Annotated in this window: 25 protein-coding genes and 3 pseudogenes; 16 read left to right on the top strand and 12 right to left on the bottom strand. The window is 55.4% G+C overall.

All coding sequences use genetic code 11. The features are described 5' to 3' along the window. Nucleotides 1-97: 97 nt before the first annotated feature. The gene (locus tag GM30_RS21080; RefSeq protein WP_049850186.1) at nucleotides 98-490 is read left to right on the top strand and encodes a VOC family protein; all 393 of its coding nucleotides are present in this window, start codon (nucleotides 98-100) and stop codon (nucleotides 488-490) included. Between the two features lie 87 nt (nucleotides 491-577). Here the strand turns inward: GM30_RS21080 and GM30_RS21075 are convergent, their stop codons facing one another. Continuing rightward, the gene (locus GM30_RS21075; protein ID WP_049850315.1) at nucleotides 578-1,153 is read right to left on the bottom strand and encodes a DUF1349 domain-containing protein; all 576 of its coding nucleotides are present in this window, start codon (nucleotides 1,151-1,153) and stop codon (nucleotides 578-580) included. Nucleotides 1,154-1,195: 42 nt separating this feature from the next. Beyond that, a pseudogene (locus GM30_RS26885) lies at nucleotides 1,196-1,282 on the bottom strand (NAD(P)-dependent oxidoreductase); the annotation flags it as partial. Nucleotides 1,283-1,454: 172 nt separating this feature from the next. Between GM30_RS26885 and GM30_RS21070 the strand changes: the two are divergent. The 8 genes and pseudogenes from GM30_RS21070 (at nucleotide 1,455) to GM30_RS21040 (ending at nucleotide 7,722) form a co-directional block, all read left to right on the top strand. Then, on the top strand, nucleotides 1,455-2,342 hold the full coding sequence (locus GM30_RS21070) for a glycine betaine ABC transporter substrate-binding protein (protein WP_049850185.1): 888 nt from the start codon (nucleotides 1,455-1,457) through the stop codon (nucleotides 2,340-2,342). A gap of 3 nt (nucleotides 2,343-2,345) precedes the next feature. Next, nucleotides 2,346-3,890: an aromatic amino acid ammonia-lyase gene (locus GM30_RS21065; RefSeq protein WP_072094203.1), complete on the top strand. Its 1,545-nt coding sequence runs from the start codon at nucleotides 2,346-2,348 to the stop codon at nucleotides 3,888-3,890. Beyond that, on the top strand, nucleotides 3,890-4,516 hold the full coding sequence (locus tag GM30_RS21060; protein ID WP_049850184.1) for an ABC transporter permease: 627 nt from the start codon (nucleotides 3,890-3,892) through the stop codon (nucleotides 4,514-4,516). The genes GM30_RS21065 and GM30_RS21060 overlap by 1 nt, the downstream gene beginning before the upstream one ends. Before the next feature lie 68 nt (nucleotides 4,517-4,584). Continuing rightward, entirely contained in the window at nucleotides 4,585-5,154 is a 570-nt protein-coding gene (locus GM30_RS21055) for an ABC transporter permease (protein ID WP_155484030.1), read from the top strand. Between the two features lie 4 nt (nucleotides 5,155-5,158). Beyond that, a pseudogene (locus GM30_RS27735) lies at nucleotides 5,159-5,296 on the top strand (ATP-binding cassette domain-containing protein); the annotation flags it as partial. 49 nt (nucleotides 5,297-5,345) lie between these two features. Further along, a complete protein-coding gene (locus tag GM30_RS21050; RefSeq protein ID WP_274519071.1) occupies nucleotides 5,346-6,014 on the top strand; it encodes an ATP-binding cassette domain-containing protein in 669 nt (222 codons plus the stop codon). Beyond that, complete coding sequence (locus tag GM30_RS21045; protein ID WP_049850182.1) at nucleotides 6,011-7,015, top strand: ornithine cyclodeaminase family protein; 1,005 nt, start codon at nucleotides 6,011-6,013, stop codon at nucleotides 7,013-7,015. Before GM30_RS21050 ends, GM30_RS21045 begins: the two co-directional genes overlap by 4 nt. After that, entirely contained in the window at nucleotides 7,012-7,722 is a 711-nt protein-coding gene (locus GM30_RS21040) for a phosphate/phosphite/phosphonate ABC transporter substrate-binding protein (protein WP_049850181.1), read from the top strand. Before GM30_RS21045 ends, GM30_RS21040 begins: the two co-directional genes overlap by 4 nt. Nucleotides 7,723-7,796: 74 nt before the next feature. Here the strand turns inward: GM30_RS21040 and GM30_RS21035 are convergent, their stop codons facing one another. From GM30_RS21035 to GM30_RS21025, 3 genes are read right to left on the bottom strand one after another with little or no spacing between them, the layout of a single operon-like run. After that, nucleotides 7,797-9,335 carry a DHA2 family efflux MFS transporter permease subunit gene (locus GM30_RS21035; RefSeq protein WP_049850180.1) on the bottom strand — a complete coding sequence of 513 codons (1,539 nt, stop codon included), beginning with the start codon at nucleotides 9,333-9,335 and terminating at the stop codon, nucleotides 7,797-7,799. A 10-nt stretch (nucleotides 9,336-9,345) separates the two neighbouring features. Continuing rightward, nucleotides 9,346-10,524, bottom strand: coding sequence for an HlyD/EmrA/EmrK family protein (locus GM30_RS21030; protein WP_049850179.1), 1,179 nt, complete (start codon nucleotides 10,522-10,524; stop codon nucleotides 9,346-9,348). A gap of 27 nt (nucleotides 10,525-10,551) precedes the next feature. Then, nucleotides 10,552-11,007 carry a MarR family transcriptional regulator gene (locus GM30_RS21025; protein ID WP_049850178.1) on the bottom strand — a complete coding sequence of 152 codons (456 nt, stop codon included), beginning with the start codon at nucleotides 11,005-11,007 and terminating at the stop codon, nucleotides 10,552-10,554. Nucleotides 11,008-11,222: 215 nt separating this feature from the next. Between GM30_RS21025 and GM30_RS21020 the strand changes: the two genes are divergently transcribed. The 4 genes from GM30_RS21020 to oqxR all read left to right on the top strand — a co-directional run bounded on the left by GM30_RS21020 (nucleotide 11,223) and on the right by oqxR (nucleotide 13,484). Continuing rightward, nucleotides 11,223-11,801 (top strand): TetR/AcrR family transcriptional regulator, encoded by a 579-nt coding sequence (locus GM30_RS21020; protein WP_049850177.1) that lies wholly within the window; start codon nucleotides 11,223-11,225, stop codon nucleotides 11,799-11,801. 186 nt (nucleotides 11,802-11,987) lie between these two features. Next, nucleotides 11,988-12,458, top strand: coding sequence for an aldo/keto reductase (locus tag GM30_RS28280; RefSeq protein ID WP_476691230.1), 471 nt, complete (start codon nucleotides 11,988-11,990; stop codon nucleotides 12,456-12,458). After that, nucleotides 12,364-12,597, top strand: a complete 234-nt coding sequence (locus GM30_RS28275) for a hypothetical protein (RefSeq protein WP_476691229.1) — start codon at nucleotides 12,364-12,366, stop codon at nucleotides 12,595-12,597. The genes GM30_RS28280 and GM30_RS28275 overlap by 95 nt, the downstream gene beginning before the upstream one ends. A gap of 407 nt (nucleotides 12,598-13,004) precedes the next feature. Beyond that, a complete protein-coding gene (gene oqxR, locus GM30_RS21010) occupies nucleotides 13,005-13,484 on the top strand; it encodes an efflux pump transcriptional repressor OqxR (RefSeq protein WP_049850176.1) in 480 nt (159 codons plus the stop codon). A 65-nt stretch (nucleotides 13,485-13,549) separates the two neighbouring features. Here the strand turns inward: oqxR and oqxB are convergent, their stop codons facing one another. Continuing rightward, nucleotides 13,550-16,702: a multidrug efflux RND transporter permease subunit OqxB gene (gene oqxB / locus GM30_RS21005; RefSeq protein ID WP_049850175.1), complete on the bottom strand. Its 3,153-nt coding sequence runs from the start codon at nucleotides 16,700-16,702 to the stop codon at nucleotides 13,550-13,552. A 23-nt stretch (nucleotides 16,703-16,725) separates the two neighbouring features. Further along, nucleotides 16,726-17,901: a multidrug efflux RND transporter periplasmic adaptor subunit OqxA gene (oqxA, locus tag GM30_RS21000; protein WP_049850174.1), complete on the bottom strand. Its 1,176-nt coding sequence runs from the start codon at nucleotides 17,899-17,901 to the stop codon at nucleotides 16,726-16,728. A gap of 328 nt (nucleotides 17,902-18,229) precedes the next feature. Between oqxA and GM30_RS20995 the strand changes: the two genes are divergently transcribed. Continuing rightward, nucleotides 18,230-18,592, top strand: coding sequence for a helix-turn-helix domain-containing protein (locus GM30_RS20995; protein ID WP_049850173.1), 363 nt, complete (start codon nucleotides 18,230-18,232; stop codon nucleotides 18,590-18,592). A 60-nt stretch (nucleotides 18,593-18,652) separates the two neighbouring features. Here GM30_RS20995 and GM30_RS20990 read toward each other — a convergent pair whose 3' ends face one another. From GM30_RS20990 to GM30_RS20975, 4 genes and pseudogenes are all read right to left on the bottom strand, one after another. Beyond that, nucleotides 18,653-19,498 carry a metal ABC transporter substrate-binding protein gene (locus GM30_RS20990; protein WP_049850172.1) on the bottom strand — a complete coding sequence of 282 codons (846 nt, stop codon included), beginning with the start codon at nucleotides 19,496-19,498 and terminating at the stop codon, nucleotides 18,653-18,655. Between the two features lie 55 nt (nucleotides 19,499-19,553). After that, a pseudogene (locus tag GM30_RS20985) lies at nucleotides 19,554-20,393 on the bottom strand (metal ABC transporter permease); the annotation flags it as partial. Then, complete coding sequence (locus GM30_RS20980; RefSeq protein WP_049850313.1) at nucleotides 20,390-21,049, bottom strand: metal ABC transporter ATP-binding protein; 660 nt, start codon at nucleotides 21,047-21,049, stop codon at nucleotides 20,390-20,392. The gene GM30_RS20980 and the pseudogene GM30_RS20985, both read right to left, overlap by 4 nt. Before the next feature lie 253 nt (nucleotides 21,050-21,302). Continuing rightward, a complete protein-coding gene (locus GM30_RS20975) occupies nucleotides 21,303-22,139 on the bottom strand; it encodes a MipA/OmpV family protein (RefSeq protein ID WP_049850171.1) in 837 nt (278 codons plus the stop codon). A gap of 206 nt (nucleotides 22,140-22,345) precedes the next feature. Between GM30_RS20975 and GM30_RS20970 the strand changes: the two genes are divergently transcribed. Both GM30_RS20970 and GM30_RS20965 read left to right on the top strand, forming a co-directional pair. Continuing rightward, a complete protein-coding gene (locus GM30_RS20970) occupies nucleotides 22,346-23,023 on the top strand; it encodes a response regulator (RefSeq protein ID WP_049850170.1) in 678 nt (225 codons plus the stop codon). Next, nucleotides 23,023-24,411, top strand: a complete 1,389-nt coding sequence (locus tag GM30_RS20965) for a sensor histidine kinase (protein ID WP_049850169.1) — start codon at nucleotides 23,023-23,025, stop codon at nucleotides 24,409-24,411. The genes GM30_RS20970 and GM30_RS20965 overlap by 1 nt, the downstream gene beginning before the upstream one ends. Nucleotides 24,412-24,551: 140 nt before the next feature. Here GM30_RS20965 and GM30_RS20960 read toward each other — a convergent pair whose 3' ends face one another. Beyond that, a complete protein-coding gene (locus GM30_RS20960) occupies nucleotides 24,552-25,133 on the bottom strand; it encodes a DUF4142 domain-containing protein (RefSeq protein ID WP_049850168.1) in 582 nt (193 codons plus the stop codon). Between the last annotated feature and the right edge of the window lie 147 nt (nucleotides 25,134-25,280).

The raw sequence follows: 25,280 nt of genomic DNA, 5'->3' as shown, positions 1-25,280 counted from the left end.
TGATTGGTAAAATAATATCAATTCTTATGTCAGATAATTAGCACTGAACTCCAGTATGTGTTGTTATACGGAAAGCGTAATGAAAAAAGGAGGATTCATGTTTTCATATATCATGCTCGGTACGAATGATCTGCCTCGCGCGCTCCGGTTTTACGATCCGCTCATGGAACTGCTGGGGTATCCTCAGGGGGGTCGTGGCGAGGAAGGTGCCTCATGGGGAACATTCAATGGCAACACAACCACCGGACTCTGCGTCGGCAGACCGTTTGACAAGCAAAATGCGACGGTGGGAAATGGGGTGATGGTGGCGCTGAATGCCCGGTCTCCTGAGCACATCGAAGAACTTTACGCGCTGGCGATGCGACTGGGAGGAACAGATGAAGGCGCGCCGGGGCACCGGGCGTATTATGGCAACGGTTTTCACAGTGCCTACGTGAGAGATCCCGACGGCAACAAACTGGCGTTTGTCTATTACGCCGCCGCGTCCTGATGGTACGTTGAAGTCCAGGAAAAGACCCCTTCTCGCGGGAGGCGGTCTTTTCTTTTACTGGGGTACTGGGGGCAGCAACGTTACCTGTCAGGACAAATCATGCAGTGCCTTATCAAATGCCGGTGCGAGCAGGAAATCGTCAAAGCGTACAGAAAGCCCGCCGCGCTCCGGTGTACAGCACATCACACCGACTGTACATTTGCCGGAAACGGGAAAGTGAGCCAGTCGTAACAGCGGCCAGTGCTTGCCATCCGTGGAATACTGCAAACGCAGGCTGTCCCCTTTGCGGGTCAGGCGCATCCAGAACAGCGCCGCATTACCGGGGTACACCCCCGTTGCCCAGTCTGAATGCCCTAGCGTTAACACGCTGCCGATGGCCGGAGCGCCGTCGTTATACTCGATACCGGCTTTTAACCAATGATCGTTATCCTGCATAAGCATGATCCCGGCCTGATCATAAAGCGTGTTGAAATCCCCGCGAACCTTCACCTGGAAGGTGAAATCACCCGTGACATCACAGCCATAGAAATGACCGGAAAAACGCTCAAATCCATACCAGGTCTTGTGCCAGAAATCGGTTCTTTCATCTGTCGTCACCCATAACGAATCGTTTTCACGTCGCCATGAGCGGGGTTCATTGACCCAGTTGAACGCTTTGTCCATCAGGCTTCCTTTGTTTTCAGGTACTGGTAAATGCTCGCCAGGGTGCATTTGCGGTGTGAAATCACCACCGGAAATCATATCGAGTTTCGCTTTGGCATACGGCGCTGCCAGCGGCCCGCCCTCGAGCACGCTCTGACAACGTTAAACCCAGCGGTATTAAGTACAGCATGGAATACTCCCCGTTTCCGTTATAAGAAAGAACGAATTCCTATTTCGTCTGCCGTTAATGTACTGCTAGCTTCTTTGGTTTGTATATACAAGTAAATTCAGGCATTTCTATTTCATTGCGGGGACTCTGGGGATGTACAGTAAAAAGAAACGCGTAACCTCCTGGCTTTTGCTGGGACTGGGGCTGGCGACGGCTCAGGTACACGCGGCTGATGTCGTTGTTGGCAGTAAGAACTTTACCGAACAATATATTCTGGCGGAAATCTATGCCCGGACGCTGGAACAGTCAGGACTTTCGGTTGAGCGTAAAACCAATCTCGGCGGGACGTTAATCGCCCACGCTGCGCTACTGAAAGGCGAAATAGATATGTACCCGGAATATACCGGTACGGCGCTCAGCGCGGTAGTCAAAGGCAAGCCCTCTTCCGGGGCGGCGCAGGTGTTTAAACAGGTCAGCGACGCCTATCAGCAGCAATACCATCTTACCTGGCTGCAGCCTGCCCGCGTGAACAACGGCTACGCACTGCTGGTGAGCAAACAGACAGCAGAAAAATATCACCTGAAAACGCTTTCCGACCTCGCCCGTGCCGCGCCGGAACTGACCATCGGTGCAGGTGCGGAATTTGGCGACCGCCAGGACGGTCTGAAAGGGCTGGAACAAACCTATGGCATTACATTTAAAGCCTTCCGCCAGTTTGCCAAAGTTGGCCTGCGCTATGACGCGCTTGCGGCCGGGCAAATTGACGTTGCCAACGGCTTCGCGACTGACTGGCAAATTGCGGAAAATCAGTACGTAGCGCTGGAAGATGACAGACATCTCTTCCCGCCGTATGAAGTCGCGCCGGTCGTGCGCGATGCCACGCTGCAAAAATATCCTCAGATTCGCGAAATAGTAAACAATGTCAGCCAGTTACTGGATAACGCAACCATGCAGAAACTGAATGCTGAAGTGGAAAAAAATAAAGAAGAACCGCGCGATGTGGCGGAAGACTTCTTGCGCGAAAAGGGCATCATCAAATAGGGCATGATCGTGGCATCGAAACTAATTCTGGGTGATGCGCCACTCACGCTTGAAGATGTACGAGCCGTCGCCGACGGTGGTCAGATTGTCGAACAAGGAGTGCAAGCGCAACAGGCCATCAGCGCGTCCTTTGATTTTCTGCTGCGCTGCATCAGCGCCGGAGAGCGCATCTACGGCGTTACGACCGGACTTGGCGCAAATGTTGATACCACAGTATTGCACGCCCGGGATGGCCGTCACGATGAGGAACTGTTACAGGCAATTCAGCGGCGGATCCCGTTAGCGCGGGCGGTCGGCGTCGGTCAGCAAGCAACCCGTACTCAGGTTCGCGCCATCATGCTGGCGCGACTTGCGGGTCTGGCGCAGGGGGCATCCGGTATCTCCCTGCCCGTGGCGGACACGCTGCTGACCTTTCTCAACCAGGGGATACATCCCCGCGTCCCGCTTATCGGTTCGATTGGCGAGGCGGACCTCGCGCCACTGGCACATGTCGGACGGGCGCTTGTCGGCGACGGCGAGGTTGAATACCAGGGCAGGATTTTGCCTGCGTCCACAGTACTGAACCGGCTAAACCTGACGCTTGCGCCGTTACGCGGAAAAGACGGGCTGGCGCTGGTGTCATCCAATGCCGCCAGTGTCGGCCTCGGCGCGCTGCTGCTTCTGGATATCGCCCGGCTGCTGAATGTTCACTCAGGGGCTGTCGTGCTCTCGCTGGAAGCATTTCGCGCCAATATTTCACCGCTCACCCCCAGGGCGGCGCAAATGCGCCCTGCGCCACAGCAGGCAGAAACCGCTGCCTATCTGCTGACGCTTCTGGAGGGCAGTCAGTTGCTACAGCCCGATGGCGCGCGCGCATTGCAGGATCCCCTGAGCTTCCGCTGCGTCGCGCCGGTACTGGCCTGCGTACGCCACTATTACTTGCTGGCCCGCGCGGCAGTGGAACTGGAACTCAACAGTGCTGACGATAACCCCGGCCTGCTGGCAGAGCCCGGGCTGGTGCTGGCGAACGCCAATTTTGATGCCACGCATCTGGCGCTGGCGCTGGAAAGTCTGGGGATGGCCCTCGCGCGTCACNGCACTGGCGAACGGATCATGAAAATGATGTCTCCCGCCGCCAGTGGACTGCCGCGTTTTCTCACGCGTCATGCCGGGCAAACCGGGTTCGCCACCCTGCAAAAAACGGTTTCTGCGCTGGTGAGCGATATTGCGCATCACGCCCAGCCGCTCTCCCCGTTGACGATACCGGTCGCTGACCGGGTTGAGGATTACGCCTCACAGGCGATGGGCGTTATCAGTAAAACCACCCGGTTACTGGAAAGTCTGCGTTATCTGGTCGCCATTGAACTGCTGGTTGCAGCTCAGGCGCTGGATCTGCAGGATGCCCCACAACCCGGCCATTATGCGAAAGCGCTCCATGGCAGGGTTCGCGCGCTGGTCGCGCCACTGGATGACGATCGCTCCAGCGCTGATGACATTGCCGTACTGGCCAGCGAGATCATGCAGCCGGCATGGCTTGCCGGTACAGCTCCGCTACTGGAGACCGCCTGATGCGTTGGATAACCCGACATTATGACGACATTCTGCTGGCACTCTTGCAGCATCTGCTTCTGGTGGGGGTCGCAATGCTGGTGGCGTTCGTTATTTCGCTGTTTCTTGGCATTACGACTGCCCGTCGTCCACGACTGTACGCGCTGGTACTGACCATTACCGGCACCATCTTTGCGATTCCTGGGCTGGCGTTGTTCGCGCTACTCATTCCGTGGCTTGGCATCGGTATTCTCCCGGCCATCGTGGGTCTGACGGCTTATGCGCTGATGATCCTGACCCGCAATATCGCCGCCGGTTTCCACGCCATCCCACAGGAGGTCCGTGAAGCGGCGCGCGGCATGGGGTACGGTAAATGGCGCAATCTGCGTGAAGTGGAGTTACCGCTGGCGTTGCCTTTTATTATCAGTGGGTTGCGGATTGCCACCACCACACTTATCGGCATTGCCACCATTGCGGCTTATATCAATGCGGGCGGGCTTGGCGCCATCATTCTTGCCGGGCTGGATCAACGTTACCCGGAAAAAATCTTTATCGGCGGCGGGCTGACATCGCTTCTGGCCATCGGCGCTGATCTCTTTTTTGTCCGGTTACAGCGACGCTTTGCGCAAAGGAGCTGCCAGTGCTGACACAAGCGTGGTTGTGGATACTGGAAAACCAACCGCTGTTCTGGCAGGCGGTATGGCAGCATGTGATCATGTGCGGGGTTTCGCTGGGCATTGCCTTAATCTTTGCTGTCCCGCTGGGAGTGCTGATTGCGGACACCCCTCGCCTCGCTTTAATCATCACCAGTGGTACTGGCACATTGCGAACCATCCCAAGCCTGGCGATTCTTGCGGCAACCATGCCCTTTCTCGGCATCGGCCTGCTACCCTCGGTCGTTGCGCTGGTGGTGCTGGCCATTCCACCGATTTTACTCAATACCTGTACCAGCATTCAGTCCATTGACCCGGATACGCTTTCCGCAGCGAACGGTATGGGACTCACACCCCGTCAGGTCACCGGCAGAATAGTTCTGCCTTTAGCGGCGCCCGGTATTCTCGCCGGCTGTNNCCGCCCCGCCGCCGTACAGGTGGTTGGTGGCGCCGCGCTGGCGTCATTTATCGGTGGCGGCGGACTGGGGGATTTTGTTACCACCGGCATTGCCATTATGGATATGTCACGCCTTCTGGTCGGCGCGGTGCCCATCATTTTGCTGGCTATGGGTATCGAAGCGCTTTTCTCCCTGGTGGAGCGTTTGTTTTTTCAGCATATTCCAAAGAGTTAATGGCATGATTACACTGGAAAATATCAGCAAAATTTACCCTGGTTCACCACGTAAAGCGCTTGATGACCTCTCTATGACCTTTGAAGAGGGAACCACGACTGCGCTCATCGGCCCTTCCGGCTGCGGCAAAACCACCACGATGCGCTTAATTAACCGCCTGGAACAACCCACCTCAGGGCAGATATGGGTGAATGGGCGGGCTGGGCTGGAATGCCTCGCGAATTCAGGCGCGGGTGGAAGAGTTGCTGGAACTGGTGGGACTGGATGCCGGGCAGCACTCCCGTCGCTTTCCCGCAGCGCTTTCTGGTGGGCAGCGTCAGCGTGTCGGCGTTGCACGGGCTCTGGCGGCCGATCCGCCGGTGATGCTAATGGATGAGCCCTTTGGCGCCATCGATCCGTTGGTTCGGGGACGATTACAGACTGAGTTTAAGCAAATCCTGCAACGCGTGAAGAAAACGGTCATCATCGTCACCCATGATCTTGATGAAGCCATCAAAATGGGAGACCGCATCGCCATTATGCGCGAAGGGAAGCTATGCCAGTATGCGCCACCGGCCGAAGTGCTCTCTTCGCCCGCGGATGCGTTTGTCGCGTCTTTCGTCGGCAGCGACGCCACGCTGAAACTGCTTGCCATTACCCCGGTGAAACAGGCGATGGAACCCGCCTTAAGCACTCACCACCCGCACCAGCTTGAGGCCAGCGCCACCCTGAAAGACGCGCTGGCGCTGATGCTGTCCCGGCGCACCGACAGCCTCACCGTTATCGAAAACAGTGCGCCCGTCGGGGTATTAACCCGTGAGCAATTATTCGCCCACGTACAGTCTGATACCGCCCATGTTATCAATGAGAGAAATGTATGACGCAACCCATTAATTTGACCTGGCTTAATGGTCCGGATGTGGATCAACTGACGTTAACGGACGAGGAAATTCTCACTGCGGTAGAAGCCGGACTGCTGGCGCAGGGGCAGAAAAAAACGGTTATTGAACCGCGAGTGCATTTAATTCCTGATAAAGCGTTTAACGGTCACTTTAACGTCCTGCGCGGCTATATCGAGCCGCTTGGGCTCGCGGGTGTAAAAATTGTCGGTGATTATGTCGACAACTACACGCGCGGTCTGCCCTCTGAAATGGCGTTACTCAACCTGTTCGACCCACGCACCGGAATGCCTGTAGCCATCCTGGACGCGTCAGCGATTACTGATATGCGTACCGGCGCACTGACGGCCCTGGGCGCACGCCATCTCGCCCGCCGCGACAGCAAAGTACTGGGGCATATTGGTGCACGGGGAACCGCGTACTGGAATGTCCGTCTGCTCAACAGCATTTATGATTTCGATGAAATCCGCATCCACTCGCGCCGCCCTGAAAGTCGCAACGCGTTTGCCCGCCGTCTGGAGCAGGATCTCGGCAAGAAAATCATCGTAACGGATGACTGGGAAAGTTGCGTACGCGACGCCGATATTGTTGTTGAAGCCTCCCGCCTCAATGCACCGACGCCGTTGTTAAAAACAGCCTGGATAAAACCCGGCGCTTTTGTTGTGCCTTACGGCACCATGAGTGCCGTGGAACTGTCGCTCACCGATATTATGGACAAGCTGGTCGTGGATGACTGGGGACAGTGTAAAGGCGGGATGTTTGGATCGCTGCGGGCCCATGTCGATGCGGGTAAATTAAGCGAACAAACCTTGCATGCTGAATTGGGTGAAATTGTCGCAGGGCTAAAACCGGGCCGTGAAAGTGATCGTGAAACCATTTTGTTCTGGCATCGCGGCCTGTCGCTGAGCGATATCGCGCTGGGACATGCGATGCTGGAGAAAGCACGCGCCCTCGGCATCGGCCTGGAATTACGCTACCGATGATCGTCAACGCGCGGATGTACTCTGTCACCCCGGCGGCTACGGAAGGCTGGAAAACGCTTCTTCGAGAGGTTGTGCGTCGTGCCGGTTTGACAGCAGAAGCGCTCGACTACCCTGCCCCGGCCAGACTGGAAGGATTATGGTCGCGCGCCGATCTGCTTGCGGTATTTATGTGCGGCTGGCCGTTCGCGCAGAAACGGTTTGCCGTGCAACCTGTTGTCACGCCGGTAACGCGCCTTGCCGCGGAGGAAGGACTGCCGGGCCAATACCGCACCCTGTTTATCGTGCCGCAGGAATCAACCGCCCGGTATCTGGAAGACACCTTCGGCGGGCGGCTGGCATACACCAATCCAGAATCCCATTCCGGCTATAACGCCGTGCGTTATCACTTGTCAGCGTATTTCAGCGAAACGAGGAAGCCGCTGTACAGTGAATGCACCGGGCCGCTGGTCACGCCGCGGCGAGTGGTGGAAACACTGATCGCCGGTAAGGCTGATGTGGGTCCGCTGGACAGCTATGCCTGGTCGCTGTTGTGTCAGCATGAGCCGGAATTAATGCGCCATGTACGCATACTGACACATAGCGCCCCGGCGCCGATGCCTTTACTGGTGGCGAGTCAAACTGTTGAACCGCAGACCATTCAGGCACTACAAACTGCGTTTCTGGCANTTTATCGCCCCCCCCGCCGACGCCTGGGACGTCGTCAATGATCGGGCGGAAATCGCCTTCGCCAGAGGTTACCAGACGTTACGCTGAGCACAGTAAGGGGTGCCCACTGACTTTATTAATGCCCCGAGGCCGCAGGCGATGCAGGCGCGCCGGAACGGACAAACGGTGGGCGGGCAAACCAAATCACCACAATCAGCGCCATGAAACCCCAGCCGAGGAGCCAGAAATAATCAATCGTCGACATCATATACGCCTGCTGCTCGATGGTTTTATCCACCACAGCCAGGTGCTGCTGCGTCACGCCCCCCATCTTTTGCAGATAGTCCTCCGCCGCCGGGTTGTAAACGGAAACGCTCTCCGTCAGGTTCGCATGGTGATACACCTCGCGCCGTGACCAGATCCAGGTGGTGAGCGATGACGCAAACGAACCGCCCAGCACACGGAAGAAGGTCGCCAGGCCAGAACCTTCCGCCACCTCTGCACCATGCAAATTCGACAGGACGATGGTCGTGATCGGCATAAAGAAAAATGCCACGCCGATCCCCATGAACATCTGCACCTGAGCGATGGTACGAAAATCAACGTCGGTATTGAATTGCGCGCGGATAAGACAGGACGCGCCCATGGTCATGAACGACAGCGTCGCCAGGATACGCAAATCAAATTTGCTGGCGTAGCGACCGATAATCGGTGTCAATAACAACGGTAAAAATCCCATTGGCGCGGCGGCAAGCCCGGCCCAGATCGCGGTGTACCCCATCTGAGTCTGCAGCCACTGCGGCAGAATAATATTGATAGCGAAAAATGCCGCGTAGCCCAGCGTCAGGGTCGTCGTGCCGATGGCGAAATTGCGGTCGGTGAACAGTCGCAGATTCACAATCGGATGCTTTTCCCCCAGTTCCCAGATGACAAAGGACACCAGTGCAATGGCGGAAATCACCGACATCGTGATAATGGTCTGTGAAGAAAACCAGTCGAGGTCATTGCCTTTATCCAGCACCACCTGTAACAACCCCACACCGAGCACCAGCAACGCAATCCCGATATAATCGATGGGTGCCGTCGTCGTGGTTTCTTCACGTGCCCGCAGTTGCGTCCAGACGGTGAACGCCGCGAAAATGCCAATAGGGACATTGATATAGAAAATCCATGGCCAGGAGTAGTTATCGGTGATCCATCCGCCCGTAATCGGCCCGACAATCGGCGCAACCACCGTGACCATCGAAAGCAGCGCCAGCGCCATACTCCGTTTGCTGGTCGGGAAAATGACCAGCAGCAGCGTCTGGCACATGGGAAACATGGGCCCGGCGAAAAAACCCTGTAACGCGCGAAAGACGATCAGCTCACCCATGCTGTGGGCGAAGCCGCACAGAAACGAGGTCAGGGTGAACAACACGACTGAACCGATAAAAAGCCTGAGCTGCCCGATGCGCCGGGTAAACCAGCCCGTCAACGGCAGGGCAATCGCGTTGCACACCGCAAACGAGGTGATGACCCAGGTCCCCTGATCGGAACTGACGCCGAGGTTACCGGCGATAGTCGGCAGCGCCACGTTCGCGATCGTCGTATCCAGCACCTGCATGAAAGTCGCAAGCGAGAGCGCGATGGTGGCAAGCAGCAGGCTGGGCGGCGTAAATGCTGACTTATCTTGCATAACGTTTCTCTTAGCGGGCGTCGGACGCTACCACTTTGCTGTTGTCATGAAGGATTTTCGCCACCAGCCGATCGGCCTGATCCAGCGCGTTCTGATAAACGTCCGTCCTGAAACGGGGTGCGGCAACGGTTTTCTGTGGCAGCAAACTGCCGTCCGCGTTGCGGATATCCACTCTGGCGAACATCGACAACCCCACGCGCAGCGGGTGTTTCTGCATATCATGCGGGTCGAGGGTAATTCGCACCGGCAACCGCTGGACTATCTTGATCCAGTTGCCGCTGGCGTTTTGCGCCGGTAACAGTGAGAAAGCGCTACCGGTGCCGATACCCAGGCTTTCAATCGTGCCGTGATATTCCACATCATCGCCGTACAGATCTGCCGTGAGCGTGACTTTTTGCCCCAGGCGCATGGTGTTCATCTGGCTCTCTTTGAAGTTGGCCTCCACCCAGACCTGATCCAGCGGCACAATCGACATCAGCGTCGTGCCGGAATCCACCCGCATACCTAACTGAACGGCGCGTTTGGCGACAAAACCGCTGACGGGCGCCAGAATAGTGCTGCGCGCATTGTCCAGGAAGCGCTGGCGCAGCGTGGCAACCGCGCTTTTGATTTCCGGATGGCTGTCGATAACCGTGTCATCCACCATCGCCTGGTTGGTTTTAAGCGCCTGCTCCGCCGCCGTCAAATCACTTTGTGCACTGGTCACCGCGTCGCGATAGTGAGAGAGATCTTCTGCGGCAATGGCACCTGTCGCGAAGATCTTCTGACGACGCGCATAGTCGCTTTGCGCGGTTTGCAGCGCGACCCGCTTCGCCGCGACCTGCGCGCGATAGTTATCAACCGTGCTGTAAAGCCCGCGGACCTGGCGCACGGTATTCGCCAGCCCGGCCTCCGCCTGTTGCAGGGCGATTTCGGTATCGCTCGGATCGAGCAGGACCAGTGGTTGCCCCTTCTGAACATAATCACCTTCGTCGACGGTGACCTGCGTTACCGTACCGGCAATTTGCGGTGTCAGCGTCACCAGGTTCGCGTTCACGTACGCATCGTCCGTCGTTTCATAATACCGGGCGTAAAGCAGATACCATGCCAGACACCCTGCGGCAATCAGCACCAGAATAACGAATAAAATGATGAAGTTGCGTTTGCGCTTACCAGATGTTTTTTCGGGTTGTGCAGATGAAGTTTGCATCTTTGTCTTAACCTTTTTCAGGACAGCTTAGCGATGTGGCTGGATAGCCTCGTCCGGCAACATTTTTATCAGTAGCGCTTCAAGTTGCCGGGACTCCCCGACGGTCAGGCGTGCCGTCAGGAGACCAATAATTGAGGCCAGTGCCTCATTCTGAAAGCGGTCGCAAATGGCCCGCCCTTTATCAGTCAATGCCAGTATTACCTGCCGTTTATCTTCCGGATTTGGGTTTCGTACGATCAGTTCACGCTTCACCATGCGCTCAATCATGCGACTCATCGCCCCGGCATCCATCAGCAGGTTCTTGCTGATTTCTATAGGGCGGTTGAACCCTTTATAGATACTGATCAGCACTTTGAACTGAGCTGCGGTGATATCCGTGTCGGAAAAATACTGGTTAATGAGCTGATCTTTAAACTGGTTTGCAAGATGAAGCAGCAAACCGAGGTGAAGCTTGACGTTGGGTATATCCGTAGTGTTAGTCATGATACTTGCCTGGTCAGTAATTGCATTTGAAATTACTGACCAGGCATTTAATTGTCAATCCACCGTCAGGAAAAGCGCAAGTTTTGTCATTTCATACGTGATGTTTGTTCGCCCGCGAGCGAGTTTGGCTTCTCGTGCGCTTAAAATAGATGTTGATTGACATCTATTTTCGCAGGATGTTATTCATCATCTAAATTAAACGATGAGGTAACAGCATGAGAGTCAGTCGGGCGCAGGCCGAGGAGAACCGTCGGGCGGTGGTGAGCGCAGCAGGAAAGCTGTTTCGTGAACAAGGATTTGACGGTGTGGGACTCAGCGCCCTGATGAAATCAGCGGGCCTGACGCATGGCGGCTTTTACAAACAGTTTGCCTCGAAAGACGCCCTGATCGCCGAAGCCTGCGGGCAAATGATCGCCGAGAGCGTGGAAAAATGGCAACACCTGTGCGCCTGCAATGGGGACGATCCGCTGGCCGCGCTGGTCAACGAGTATCTCTCCCCCGATCACCGGGATCGCCCCGGTGAAGGCTGTGCCCTTGCGGCGCTCGGCCCTGATGTCGCCCGCCACGGCGCAGAAACGGCCCGCTGCTTTGAATCGGGTATTTGCGCCCAACTCGCGGCGATTGACGGGGCGATCGCCACTTCCCCTCCACGCAACACGGCACGCAGTGCAATAGCCGTATTTTCCACCATGGTCGGGGCGCTGCTGCTCGCCCGCACAGTAGAAGACCAGACGTTGTCGCAGCATATTCTTAACGAAGCCACCCGTAGTCTTCTTGAGCCGGGCGAGCGCTAATCCAGCCGTCTCCACAGGAGAATTATCCATGCGTTATAAACTTTTTGGCCAACACACCGGCCTGCGCGTTTCTGAGCTGGTCCTCGGCGCGGGGAATTTCGGCACCCGCTGGGGACATGGCGCGGAGCCTTTACCGACCCCGCCGACGGCTACCAATTTGGCCAGTCGGAAGAGCTTCTCGGCGATTTGCTGGCCGGGCGGCGCGACGAGTTTGTACTGGCGAGTAAATTCACCCTCGGTTCCAGCCCGCAGCCAGGCGTTCTCACCACCGGCAACAGTCGCAAGGTGATGATCCGTGCCGCAGAAGCGAGCCTGAAACGCCTGAAAACCGATCGCCTTGATATCTACTGGGCGCACATGGCCGATGGCGTTACCCCGTCGGAAGAGATTGTGCGCGGGTTTGAAGATCTGGTGCGGGCAGGCAAAATTCTTTACGCCGGACTGTCGGACTTCCCGGCCTGGCGCGTGGCGCGGGCGGCAACAATTGCCGAACTGCGCGGCGTCGCGCCGATTGCCGGGTTGCAGGTGGAACACAGCCTNNAGCGAAATCGCTATTGCCTGGGTGGCGGCGAAAGGCTCGCTGCCGATCATCGGCCCACGCACGCTGGCGCAACTGGAAAACAACCTGGGGGCGACCAACGTCACGCTCTCGGTTGAACAAATTGCGCGGCTGGATAAGGTCAGCGCCGTACCTGCTATCTTCCCGTATACCATGTTAAGCGATGAGAACACACGTCAGCGCCTTGCTGGCGGTGACCCGAAACTGACCGACGCCCCTGTTCGCCCGGTGGCATAAACGGCGACATATCCCAACCGGTTCAAAAAAGGGGGTACCGAAAGGTATCCCCTTTTTCGCCTCTGGCGGAAGTGCTGAGCGTCGAACGCCGAGACCCGTTCGGACCGCCGGTTTTCAGGATCGGCCTCATCATGTTGTGAAGCAAAAATTTATTCTGCCTGCATGGCATATTTGCACGCTTTCAACTATAACAAAATCAATGGAGTAGTGATTTCATCAGCGTTACTGTACCGCCCTATTTTTATCTGAAATTCTGTCCGGTAGCAGGCTGGAAACGCTTCTTTACATGTCAGGTCAATCGTAGATTGCTTCAAAAAAATTACCGTATTTGTTATATTGTTGCTCAATGACTATTCACCTCTGCGGTGCCAAAAAGAACAAGATTCACCGCGACCCAGGACAATAAAATGTTAGATTACCGCTTCCCGACAGCTTTGCAGATGGTTCTCAGCGTAGCGATGGCGGAGCAATCGGGTGAACGTTCGACGAGTGCGATTCTGGCCTACGGGCTGGAAGCGAATCCGAGCCTCATCCGCAAATTAATGGTTCCGCTCACGCGTGACGGCATTATTGTTTCAACGCTTGGCCGCAACGGTTCTATCCATCTTGGTCGCCCGGCGGAAAAAATCACCCTGCGCGATATCTACATTTCCGTCATAGAAGATAAAAAGCTGTGGGCCTCGCGTCCCGACATACCGGCTCGCTGCGTGGTCAGCGCCAACGCGTGCTGGTACTTCAAATCTATTGCCGATGAAGCGGAGCAGGCTTCGCTGGAGGTATTAGCTCGCCATACCGTGGCAAGCGCGCTGGAAGCGGTCAAAAAAGCCGATACCAGCGGGTGCGATCCGGTGCCCGAAATTGATGCCCTGTATAAAAAAGCGCAGTAATTATTTTCTCATTGCGAAAAAAACCGCCTTCACGGTGAAGGCGGTTTTTTATTATCTACATTAGCCTAAGCAGGCAATACGTCCCTTACCGGTTTGCCGCGCGTCACGAATTTACGCAGCGTAACGTAAAACACCGGGGTCAGAAACAGACCAAACAGCGTCACGCCCAGCATACCGGAGAACACGGTGATCCCGGTGACGCCGCGCACTTCCGCCCCCGCGCCGTGACCGAGGATCAGCGGAATCGTCCCGGCAATAAAGGCGATGGAAGTCATCACAATCGGGCGTAAACGCAGTCGGCAGGCTTCCAGCGCCGCGTCCATGATCCCTTTCCCCTGGATTTCCAGCTCGCGGGCAAACTCAACGATCAGAATCGCGTTTTTACACGCCAGCCCCATGAGTACCACCAGACCAACCTGCACGAACACGTTGTTATCGCCACCGGTCAGCCAGACGCCAAACAGCGCGGACAGCATTGTCATCGGGACGATAAGGATCACCGCCAGCGGCAGCGTCCAGCTTTCATACAGCGCCGCCAGTACCAGGAACGCCAGCAGAACCGCGACCGGGAAAACGATCAGCGCCGTATTGCCCTGAGTGGCCTGCTGGAAGCTCAGATCCGTCCATTCAATATTCATCCCATTCGGCAGTATCTGTTTAGACATCCCCTCCAGGTGCGTCATCGCCTGCGAGGAAGAGAGGATGCGGGGATCAGCATCGCCAATCAGATCCGCCGCCGGATAGCCATTGTAGCGAATCACCGGGTCCGGCCCGTACGTGGTACTGATGTTCACCATACTGCCAATCGGTACCATTTCGCCCTGATTATTACGGGTGCGCAAATTAGCAATATCTTCCACGCTGTCGCGGAATGGCCCGTCAGCCTGCGCCATCACACGCCAGGTGCGCCCGAACTGGTTAAAATCGTTTACATAAGACGATCCCAGATACGTTTGCAGCGTACCGAAAAGATCGGTCAACGACACGCCCTGCGCTTTCGCTTTATCGCGATCGACCTGCACATCCAGTTGCGGAACGTTTGCCTGGTAGGTTGAGATGGGGAAATGCATCCCCGGCGTCTGCATAATCGCACCGGACATCATATTCACCGCGCTCTGCAACGCGCCATAACCAAGACCAGCGCGATCCTGTATGTACAGCGAATAGCCAGAGCCCTGACCCAGCCCTAAAATCGGCGGCGGCAAAATAGAGAAGCCAAAGCCCTGCTGAATTTGAGCAATTTGAGCGTTGATCTCAGCGTTAATTTCCGCAGCCGTTTTTTTACGCTGGTCGAACGGTTTCAGGCCAAAAAAGACCGTCCCGGTATTCGGCGTGTTGGTGAACTGCAGTGCATTAAGCCCGGGAAAGGCGACCGCATAATCCACACCTTCGGTATTCATCCCGATTTCGCTCATTTTGCGGATCACCGCGTCGGTGCGTGCCAGCGAAGAGCCTTCCGGCATTTTCACGCCGCCAATTAAATACAGCTTATCCTGGGTTGGAATAAACCCGCCGGGTACGGCTTTAAACATGACGCCAGCGGCACAGAGCAGCAGCACATAGACAACAAACACCACACCACGTCGTCCGAGCGTTTTGCCCACCAGCCCCTGATAACCGTCCGAGCTACGGTGGAAAAAGCGGTTAAACGGACGGAAAATCCAACCGAACAGACGATCAATCAGCCGGGTCGGGACGTCTTTCGGTGCGCCGTGCGGCTTTAATAACAGGGCAGCGAGCGCCGGAGAGAGCGTCAGCGAGTTGATGGCGGAGATCACCGTCGAAATCGCGATAGTCACCGCAAACTGTTTGTAGAACTGACCGGTGACCCCGGAGAGAAACGCCATCGGTACGAACACCGCGCACAGCACCAGTGCAATGGCGATAATCGGCCCGGACACTTCACGCATCGCCTGATGTGCCGCCTCGAGGGGAGCAAGCCCCTCTTCGATATTTCGCTCAACGTTTTCCACCACCACGATGGCGTCGTCGACAACGATACCGATAGCCAACACCAGCCCGAACAAGCTGAGGGTATTCAGTGAGAAGCCAAGCAGGTAGAGAATGCTGAACGTTCCCACGACCGATACCGGCACCGCGATCAGCGGAATAATCGACGCACGCCAGGTTTGCAGAAACAGAATCACCACCAGTACCACCAGCACCACCGCTTCCAGCAGCGTTTGCACTACCGCGCGAATGGAATCGCGAACAAAAACCGTCGGATCGTAAGGTGCCGCCCATTTCATGTCATCCGGGAAACGCGTTGCCAGTTCGTCCATTTTGGCGCGCACCGCGTTGGATAAATCGATAGCGTTCGCCCCCGGGGACTGGAAGATACCAATCCCGACCGCGTCTTTATTATTAAGCTGGGAACGCAGCGCGTAGCTGCCAGAGCCCATTTCGATACGTGCCACGTCGCGCAGGCGTACCAGTGAGCCGTCTTGCGCCGTTTTCAGAATAATATTGCCAAACTCTTCTTCCGTGTGCAGACGACCCTGGGCGTTCATTGAGATCAGGAAATCGCTCTCTTTCGGCAGTGGCTCGGCACCGAGCTGCCCGGCGGAAACCTGTACGTTTTGCTCCTGCATCGCCGTTACCACATCCGAAGCCGTCAACCCGCGCGCCGCCACCTTGTTCGGATCCAGCCAGATGCGCATTGCATATTCGCCCGAGCCAAAAATCTGAATCTGGCCGACGCCGGGCAGACGCGCCAGCTCATCCTTCACCTTTAGCGTGGCGTAGTTACGCATATACAGTGAATCGTATTTCCCGCCGGGCGAAAACAGATGCACCACCAGCGTCAGCGTCGGCGATTGTTTCTGGGTGGTGATGCCCAAACGCCGCACATCTTCCGGCAGCCGCGCCTCGGCTTGTGATACCCGGTTTTGCACCTGAACCTGCGCCTGATCGGGGTCAGTACCCGGACGGAACGTGACGGTGGTCACCAGTACGCCGTCGGAACCTGCGACAGATTTCATGTACATCATGTTTTCAACACCGTTGATCGCTTCTTCCAGTGGCGTCGCCACGGTCTCTGCAATCACTTTCGGGTTGGCACCTGGATACTCCGCGCGCACCTGCACACTGGGCGGTACGACGTCAGGATATTCGCTAACCGGCAACAGCGGGATGGCGATTAATCCTGTGACAAAGATCAGAATCGACAGCACCGCAGCGAAAATCGGCCTGTCGATAAAAAAGCGGGAAAAGTCCATATGTCGGATTCTCAGGTAAGATATCAGTTGAGGGCGGTGCTGGCGGTCATGGCAACGGTTTTCGCGTTAACCGGCATACCCGGCATGAACACTTTTTGTAAACCATCGACGATGACTCTGTCGCCTGGCTTCAGCCCCTGTTGCACGATGCGTAAACCGGCTGCCAGGCGCCCCGGTGTAATATCGCGACGCTGCGCTTTCCCCTCTTTATCAACGATATAAACATATTTGCGATCCTGATCGGTCAGCACCGCTTTATCGTCGATAAGTGTGGCTTTGAATTCAGCGCTACCCGGCAGGCGTACGCGGGCAAAGAGCCCCGGCGTGAACTGCCGTTGCGCGTTATCCAACAGCGCGCGCATACGGATCGTGCCGGTACTCGGCGTTAACTGATTATCAAGAAAATCCACTTTGCCCTGATGGGGGTAGCCCTCCTCACCCACCAGACCAATCTCAACCGGTAGCGCCAGGTGATTACTGGACGCCCCCTGCCCGCTGCGGGCGAGATTTTGATAGTGAAGATAGGTCGACTCATCCACGTCAAAGTAGACGTAAACCGTCTTCTGCGATACCAGTGTGGTGAGCACACTGGCGCTGTCACCCGCGGTGACCAGATTACCACTGGTGATCAGCGCACGGCTGGCGCGACCCTCGATAGGCGCGGTCACTTTGGTGAAATCGAGGTTAAGTTGCGCGGCGTCAACCGCCGCCTGTGCGGCGCGAATGTCGGCCTGCGCCTGGGTGGCGGCCGAGCGACGCTGCTCCCATTCTTCACGGGATACCACGTTGGTATTGACTAATTTATCGGTACGGTTAGCCTCACTTCGCGCCAGGCTGGCCTGCGTTTTGGCTCTCGCTAAGGTCGCCTGCGCCTGTTCCAGTGCGGCGCGATAGGTTCTGTCATCAATAGTGAACAGCACCTCGCCCTTTTTCACCTCCTGGCCGTCGGTGTAATTCACTTTATCAATGTAACCGGAGACGCGGGGGCGCAGCTGAACACTTTCCACCGCCTCAATCCGACCGTTAAAGCTATCCCACTGACTGATGGATTTCACTACCACGTCAGCAGCGCTGACGGTGGGTGCTTGCGGCACGGCGTTTTGCGCGACACCGTCATCGCATCCGACGAGCAGTACGGAGAGTAACATCGTCCCCAGTGCATGCAGACGAAAGTTAACCCAGGGTTTTTGCAGGCTCATTATTTTTATTCCGGTAATTTAGCCGCCGGGCAAGACGCTGCGGGAGACGCCGCGCCACTTCCTTTGTCCGGGCTGGCTTGAGGCCATTTGTGTCGTTCATCGCCACAAAACTGTAACAATTGCGAATACACTATCGCGGCGATTGTAGGAAGGCGCTAAATTAAGTGCAAGAATAATTAATACACTTTATGTGCTATTTTCGTCGGCGGTAAAAACGCGCTCCCGGCAAGGATTAAAATGCAACAATAAAACTTGCAATTAATGTGAAAGCAGGCCACCCTTAAATGCAACAGACAAAGATGCTTTTAAATACCAGGTGGGGAACACGATGAACACGGGCGCAATCATTCACGACTTACTCGACTGGATCGACAACAACCTTGAAAACCGTCTGGACATTAACACCGTTTCCAGACGAGCCGGCTACTCGAAATGGCACCTCCAGCGGATATTCAAAGAACACACAGGCTATCCGCTCGCGGAGTATATCCGCGCGCAAAAACTGCAAAAATCGGTCGAGCGTTTAACCCACAGCGACGAACCGATTTTGACCGTGGCGATCGCGTTGGGCTTTGACTCCCAGCAGTCCTTCAACCGCAGCTTCAAGCGTCAGTTTGGCCAGGCTCCCGGCGCATGGCGCCGCAGTGTCGGCAGCCCTGAAACACAGCAATGTTGTGCTGCCAGGAAGTGAGGCCTGCGCAGGCAGGCCTCTGTTAAAGATAACTGGATGGGATTTATGACCGCATTATCTTCATTTCATACTGTCAGCGATGACGTCAACATTGTGTTTAAACGCCTGAGTATAGGTCGCGGCAGGCCCCCCTTTCGGTGAAAGCGCTTCAGGGAATAATTCTCCGCCAGGCTGCGCTCCTGTTGCATTCGCGATTTGTTTTACCAGACGCGGGTCGAGCTGGTTTTCCATAAACCAGGTTGTGACATGATCCGCTTTGATTTGGTCAATGAGCGCCGCAACGTCTTTCGCGCTGGCTTCGCTTTCAGAAGACAGCCCTTGCACAGCAAGGAAACGGACATGATAAGCGCGGCTAAAGTAACCAAACGCATCGTGACTGGTCAGAACAATACGCTTAGATTCCGGGATGTCACTGAAACGTTTTTTCGCCCAGCTATCGAGTTCATGCAACTGCGCGATATAGTCATCGCCTGCCTTGCTCAGCGCGGCCTTATCTTCCGGATCCGCGTTGATAAGTCCCTTCACGATGTTCTGCGCGTACCGGGCACCATTAGCCGCGCTGTTCCAGGCATGAGGGTCGACGACGGTTTTGCCATCTTCATCTATCGTATGTGTTGCCACACCGTCAGAAGCGACAACCAGTTGCCCCTTAAAACCTGATGCTTTAATCAGCCTGTCGAGCCACCCTTCCAGCCCCAGCCCATTGACAACCACCACATCGGCTTTACCGATTGCTGCGCTGTCCTGCGGGGATGGCTCAAAGGTATGAGGATCGCCATCTGGCCCAACAAGGGTTTTCACCGTTACGTGTTCGCCACCCACCTGCTGAACAATGTCACCCAGAATAGAAAAACTGGTGACCACATTTAAGGTTTTGGCACTGACGCCGTGAGCCATCATCCCCATGCTTAATGCCAGAAAAAACGCTGTACGTTTCNCCAAAAAATGGGCGCAGCAGAACAACAGCCAGCCTGCTACGACCGCCGAATAATATTGAAAAAAGGAAAAAAACGCTGGCGCACAGGACGATAGATGGCCCTGCGGGCAATGCGACGCGCCAGGAAATACTGAGCCCGATCCATGAACACAGGACGCCGACAATACCCGCCAGCAGTATCATTCCCGGCAGGGTGTGCATCCAGCAGCGGGCAGCAACCGCCGGCAACATCATCATGCCGACCACCATCAGCGTACCGAGGACCTGGAAACCCGCGACAAGATTGAGGACCAACAGTCCGAGGAAAAGCGTATGAAACAGCGTTGGCAGACGTCTCTTATTGACCTCAAGCCATGTGCTGTCAAACACCTCGCTCACCAGTCCCCGATAACACACCGCCAGACAAAGCAATGTCAGTGTGGCCACCGCCGCAACGAATGTCAGAGACTGCTGATCTACTGCCAGAATCGAGCCGAACAGGAGATGCAGGAGATCCACGCTGGAGCCGCGTAAAGAGACAAGCGTGACGCCCAGCGCAAGCGAACCAAGGTAGAATCCGGCAAAGCTGGCGTCTTCTTTCAGAGGCGTTCGTCTGCTGACCCACCCCGCCACCAGCGCGACCAAAATCCCTGCAATAAATCCGCCCGTTCCCATCGCCAGGAGCGACATACCGCTCAGTAGATAACCGGTGGCCACGCCTGGCAGAATAGCGTGCGACAGCGCATCGCCCATCAGGCTCATCCGCCGTAAAAACAGGAAAACGCCCAGCGTGGTGGTGCTTAACGACAGCGCCAGGCAGGCAACCAGCGCCCGACGCATAAACCCATATTCGATAAACGGCTGAATGAGGAAAGGTAACGTCATGCCACACACGCCTTTTTCGCCTGTATTTGCCACTCACAGCTCGCGCTGCCGAGACGCAGTACCGCAGGGAAATAGCGATTCACCCGCGGCGTATCATGCAGAACCGCCAGAATCGTTTGCCCCCGTTGATGCATTTCTCCGATCAATGACATCAGAACATGGCTGGTATTTTCATCCACCCCCGTCAAGGGTTCATCCAGCATGACCAGCGGTGCCTGTTGCAGCCAGACCCGGGCAAATAGCATCCGCTGGAATTGCCCTCCCGATAGCGTCTCGACAGGGGTTCTGGCGAGATGAAGCATCCCGACGCGTTCGAGTGCGGCGGCAACTCGCAACCGCTCACTACGGCCAATACTGCGAAAAAGCGAGACCTTTGGCCAAAGCCCCATATTCACAACATCCTGCACAACAATCGGGAAGTCGGACTCGAGCGTATTACGCTGGGCAAGCCATCCGATGACCGGACGTCCTTTGGGCCAGTGAACGCTCCCCTTCACCGGAGGAAGAAAACCCGCCAGCGTTTTGAGTAATGTCGATTTACCACAACCATTATCACCGACGATAGCCGTCATGCTTCCCTGGGCAAGACTTCCGCTGATGGCAGGCGTCACGGGCAAGGAGTCATAACCCACTCTGAGTGCCTGGAGTTCAATCATGGCAACGCAATCGCCCACAGAACGGCGATCCACAAAAGACTTAAAATAAGAATTCCTACGCCAAGCCGCAGGAAAATGGAGAGTGAAAAGCATGTTGGAGAAAGCATACGACCCCCTGCGTTATGTTATAATATAACAATAACCCGAAAGAGAATTGAATGTAAAGACATAGAGTGAAGGGTTTTACGGGGCCTATGTTCATGGCCCCGATGGCAACACGTTAGCGTTTGTGTTCCGCATAACGTCGCGACAATCAGAAGCGATATGTCACTGTCAGTCTTCCCGTGGGCGATGCTTTTCGTTGAACAAGGGGACTGTTGCGCGCATCACCCGTCAACTGCGTAAAGCCGGCAGCGGCAACCACACTCCAGCTGTTGTTGATGTTGTGCGTCCAGTCCATATTCATTGACCAGGCATAAATCCCCGATTCGGCATCATATTGAGTCAACCCCGAGGCAGCTGACTGTGATGCACTTACCCCGTAGTAAGTCTGCATATAGTTGCTTGTCCCCCAACTGCTGGTCAGCGCCATCGTCACAGTATTTTTCGATGAGCTATAAAGCGGGCTGATAATGCCGAAATGCAGGGCTGCGCCATTGTCTCGCTGAGAAAACGGCACCTCAGCCTGCAGTTGCACATTAAGCCAGTCGGTCACCTTATACCCCAGACCAAATACACCGAGCGCCGAGCCTTTGACGTCGCCCATACCTTTTAAATAGTCGCTGCCGTCGCTCATTGCGTCGCTGCTCACGTCATGGTCCTTACGACCTGTGCGATAGCTCAGCGCAGCGTTGTAATCGAGGTTGCCGATGTTGTTGCCGTAACCGATCCCCCGCGTGGTACTCACGAAGAACCCATTACGCATCGCGTAATCCAGCACCAGAGCCGTCGTGACGCGGTTTTCATCCGAACCAGAATAGCGTGGTGCGACGTTCACGCCGCCCCCCAGGGTCAACACGTTACCCTGTTGCGGCTCTGCCGCCAGTGTTGGGGTGGACAGTAACGCCAGCAGCGCGCCCGGCAGCGTTTTTTTCAGGGGGTGTCCCAGGAGTGAAGAGAGGAACTTATGACGCAGTTCGACGTTTCTCATTAAAGAATTCCTTGTGGATTCAAATTGTTACGATACAAGCGGGTTTTAAACGCCAGAACGTTCACTTTGAATGCGCCCCCTAAAGTTCTCATGAGCTAAAAATGAAGAAAGCATGAAGCAAATACAGGTGCTGCAAACCTGACAGATTTCCTGATACCGTCTTTTTCTTCAGATGTTCTTCATTCACTGTTGATAACATTACTATCGTGAAAATTCTCCTTATCGAAGACGACCTGGATCTCGGCAACGGCATACGTATTGCCCTTGCAGATCAAGGGTTAGATGTCATATGGGTTCGCCGCAAAGTGGATGCGCTGCATCAACTTGATGTCTGCGTGCCAGAACTTGTGTTGCTCGACCTCGGACTGCCCGATGGCGATGGCATGGGCCTGATGGCGTACTTGCGCCAGCAGTTCAAGGGTATCCCCGTCATCATTCTGACTGCGAGGGGCACTCTGCAGGATCGCCTGTGCGGGCTGGATGCCGGTGCTGACGACTATCTCGTCAAACCTTTTGTTCTCGCTGAGTTGTTGGCCAGGGTGAGAGCCCTTGCACGGCGCAGTTACGGTTTTGAGAAGGAGGCGATAGACATTCGCGGATTATCTCTCCATGTACCGACGCGTCGCGTGACAGTGAATGCGCGAAATATTGAGTTGACGGCAAGTGAATACGCGTTACTTGAAGCGTTGATGTTGCGCACTGACCGTGTGCTTACACGCCGTTTTCTGGAGGAAAGGATCTTCGGTGAAAAAGAGAATTTGAGTAATGCTCTCGATGTGCATATGGGTAATTTGCGGCGCAAAATCGGCGACGGCTATGTGCGAACGGTGCGAGGCGTAGGGTATGTCATTGATACCGTACCGATCCAGAAGGGAGCAGGTTGATGCGTAATGTTTGGCGGCATCTGAGAACCCCAACGCTCGTACGGCGAATTATGATCGCGCAGATGCTACTGCTCACACTGCTTTGGTGTCTTTTTCTGACCTGGATTTTGTGGGAGGACTTGCGTAGCCCGCCGATATTAACGGGCAGCAAGACTTACGAAACCATTTTTACTGTGGTTGAGAATCTGGACGATCGCCCGCAGGCGCGAACCGATGTGCTGGCAGCGTTCAGTAAGGCATTGCGGGAAGATTATGGCGGAGGTGAAGATCCCGCGCTGTCAATCAGCCTCATTGTTCGGAAGAATAATGAGATCATTTATTCATCTTCTGGTGCTCCGACAGGCGTGACAAACACAAGATATGGCAAACTCCAGAATAGTGAGAGTGAAGGTCGCACCTGGACCAGCCGTACCCTAAAATCCGGGAGCGCCAACACGGAGGTCACCCTGGTCACCCCTGCCGGAGGCTGGAACTTCTTTATCTACCTGAACTCGCGTGGCTACTACGTCATGCCACTGCTGGTATGCATTCCTTTTCTTTTGTTTCCAGCATGGCTGTCAATCCGCATTGCCATGCGCCCCTGGAACAAGGTGGTCAATGAAGTTGCCTTACGCACGCCGGACGATCTCTCTCCCATAAAAGCCGTGCCAAAGCACAGGGAGCTTCGCCATATGGTCGATGCGGTCAATGGATTACTTGCCAGAGTGCGAGAAGGCGCTGAAAGGGAACGCGTTTTCATTGCCGATGCGGCTCACGAGTTGCGTACCCCACTGGCTGCGATGCGCATCAATGTCGAGGCGTTGCAGTCCTGGGTAAGCAGCGATAGACAAAAAGAGTTGCTGACAGGGATTATTCGTAGCAATAGCCGTGCAGCGCGTCTCGTCAATCAGTTGCTGCTGATGATGCACAGCGAAGCGCGCAATGACACTGTTATGGAGCCTGTGCCGCTGACGACGCTCATACAAGAGCGACTGGCTGCGTTATCTCCGCTGGCTGCTGAGCGCAGGATTGAGCTTGAATTCTACTCAGATGATGAGATCTGGATGACAGGTGTCAGGGAACGCCTGATGTCGCTTATCGACAACTTAACTGAAAATGCCGTGAAGTACAGTCCTGAGGGCGGACGGGTTGAGGTGGATTTACGATCGTTAGAGAAATCCATTCAGTTACGTGTTTCAGATGCAGGGCCCGGCATTCCAGTTGCGTTGAGGGAGCGCGTGTTCGATAGATTTTTTCGCGATCCCAATCAGATACAGAGCGGGAGTGGGCTGGGACTTGCCATCGTCAAAGCGGTTGCGCAGCAACACAACAGCAGCATATGTCTGAGCACGTCTGCAGAAGGTGGGCTGATGGTGACGGTTGACTTCCCAAAACAGAAGACCGCCTGAAAGAAAACCCATTATTGATCCCAACCCACTGGCGTTAAATTTGAAATACGTTGCCCTGGCGAGGCATTCCAGGCCAAAGGGCGGGCATCGATCGGCACATTTACGCAGGCGCAGGATCGTATGCCCACCGGATAACGTATTTACTTACCTGCTGACATCGTCATCTGCTGGGCGGATTTTAGATGCTGCTCAACAACTGGCGTGTGCGCGTCGACCAGCGCCTTCACATCGGGATCTTTGATCTTGCCGGATTCACTCTGCAACGTCGACAGCACCATTTTGTGGTCCCTGGTACCGGCGTTCTCCATATACATCTTGTCAAATGCGTCGCCATGTTGTTTCTCCAGCTTATCGGCCATGGCCTTATGACTGGCGTCCGGCTCAGCCGGCAGTGCCACGCCCTTTTGCCGGGCGACGGCTTGTACTTTGGTCAAGGCATCGCCGTGGTCTTTGACCATTTGCTCAGCGAAGGCTTTGACTTCGCTGCTTTGGGCCTTGCTTTGCGCAATCCTGGCGGCGGCGATTTCGTTGATATTGGCCTGCGCCATGTCCTTTAACGCCTTTTCGTCGCTGGCGTTGAGCCTGGCGCTCGATTCAGTCTGGCCTGCGGCACCATTCTGCGCGGCGTTCGCCGGTGCCTGGGCTTGCACACTTACCGTGCTGAACAATGCTGCGACTGCCGAGAAGGCTATCAGCCCTATTACGTTTTTACTTTTTTGCATATTGTTCTCCTGCTGGTCATGGGTAAGGTTGGTATGAGGTAATTAACCGTGCACAGCTTCGTATGAAAATGACAACTGCAATGGTCAGTATAGTGGCTCAACGATGTAAGGCAGGTGTTAATGGGATAAGTAAGTTAAACACGAAGA

Source organism: Trabulsiella odontotermitis (assembly GCF_001188485.1).
Lineage (GTDB): Bacteria > Pseudomonadota > Gammaproteobacteria > Enterobacterales > Enterobacteriaceae > Trabulsiella > Trabulsiella odontotermitis_A.
The sequence above is the reverse complement of the archived record's forward strand: the minus strand, read 5'-3'. Positions and strand labels throughout refer to the sequence as shown.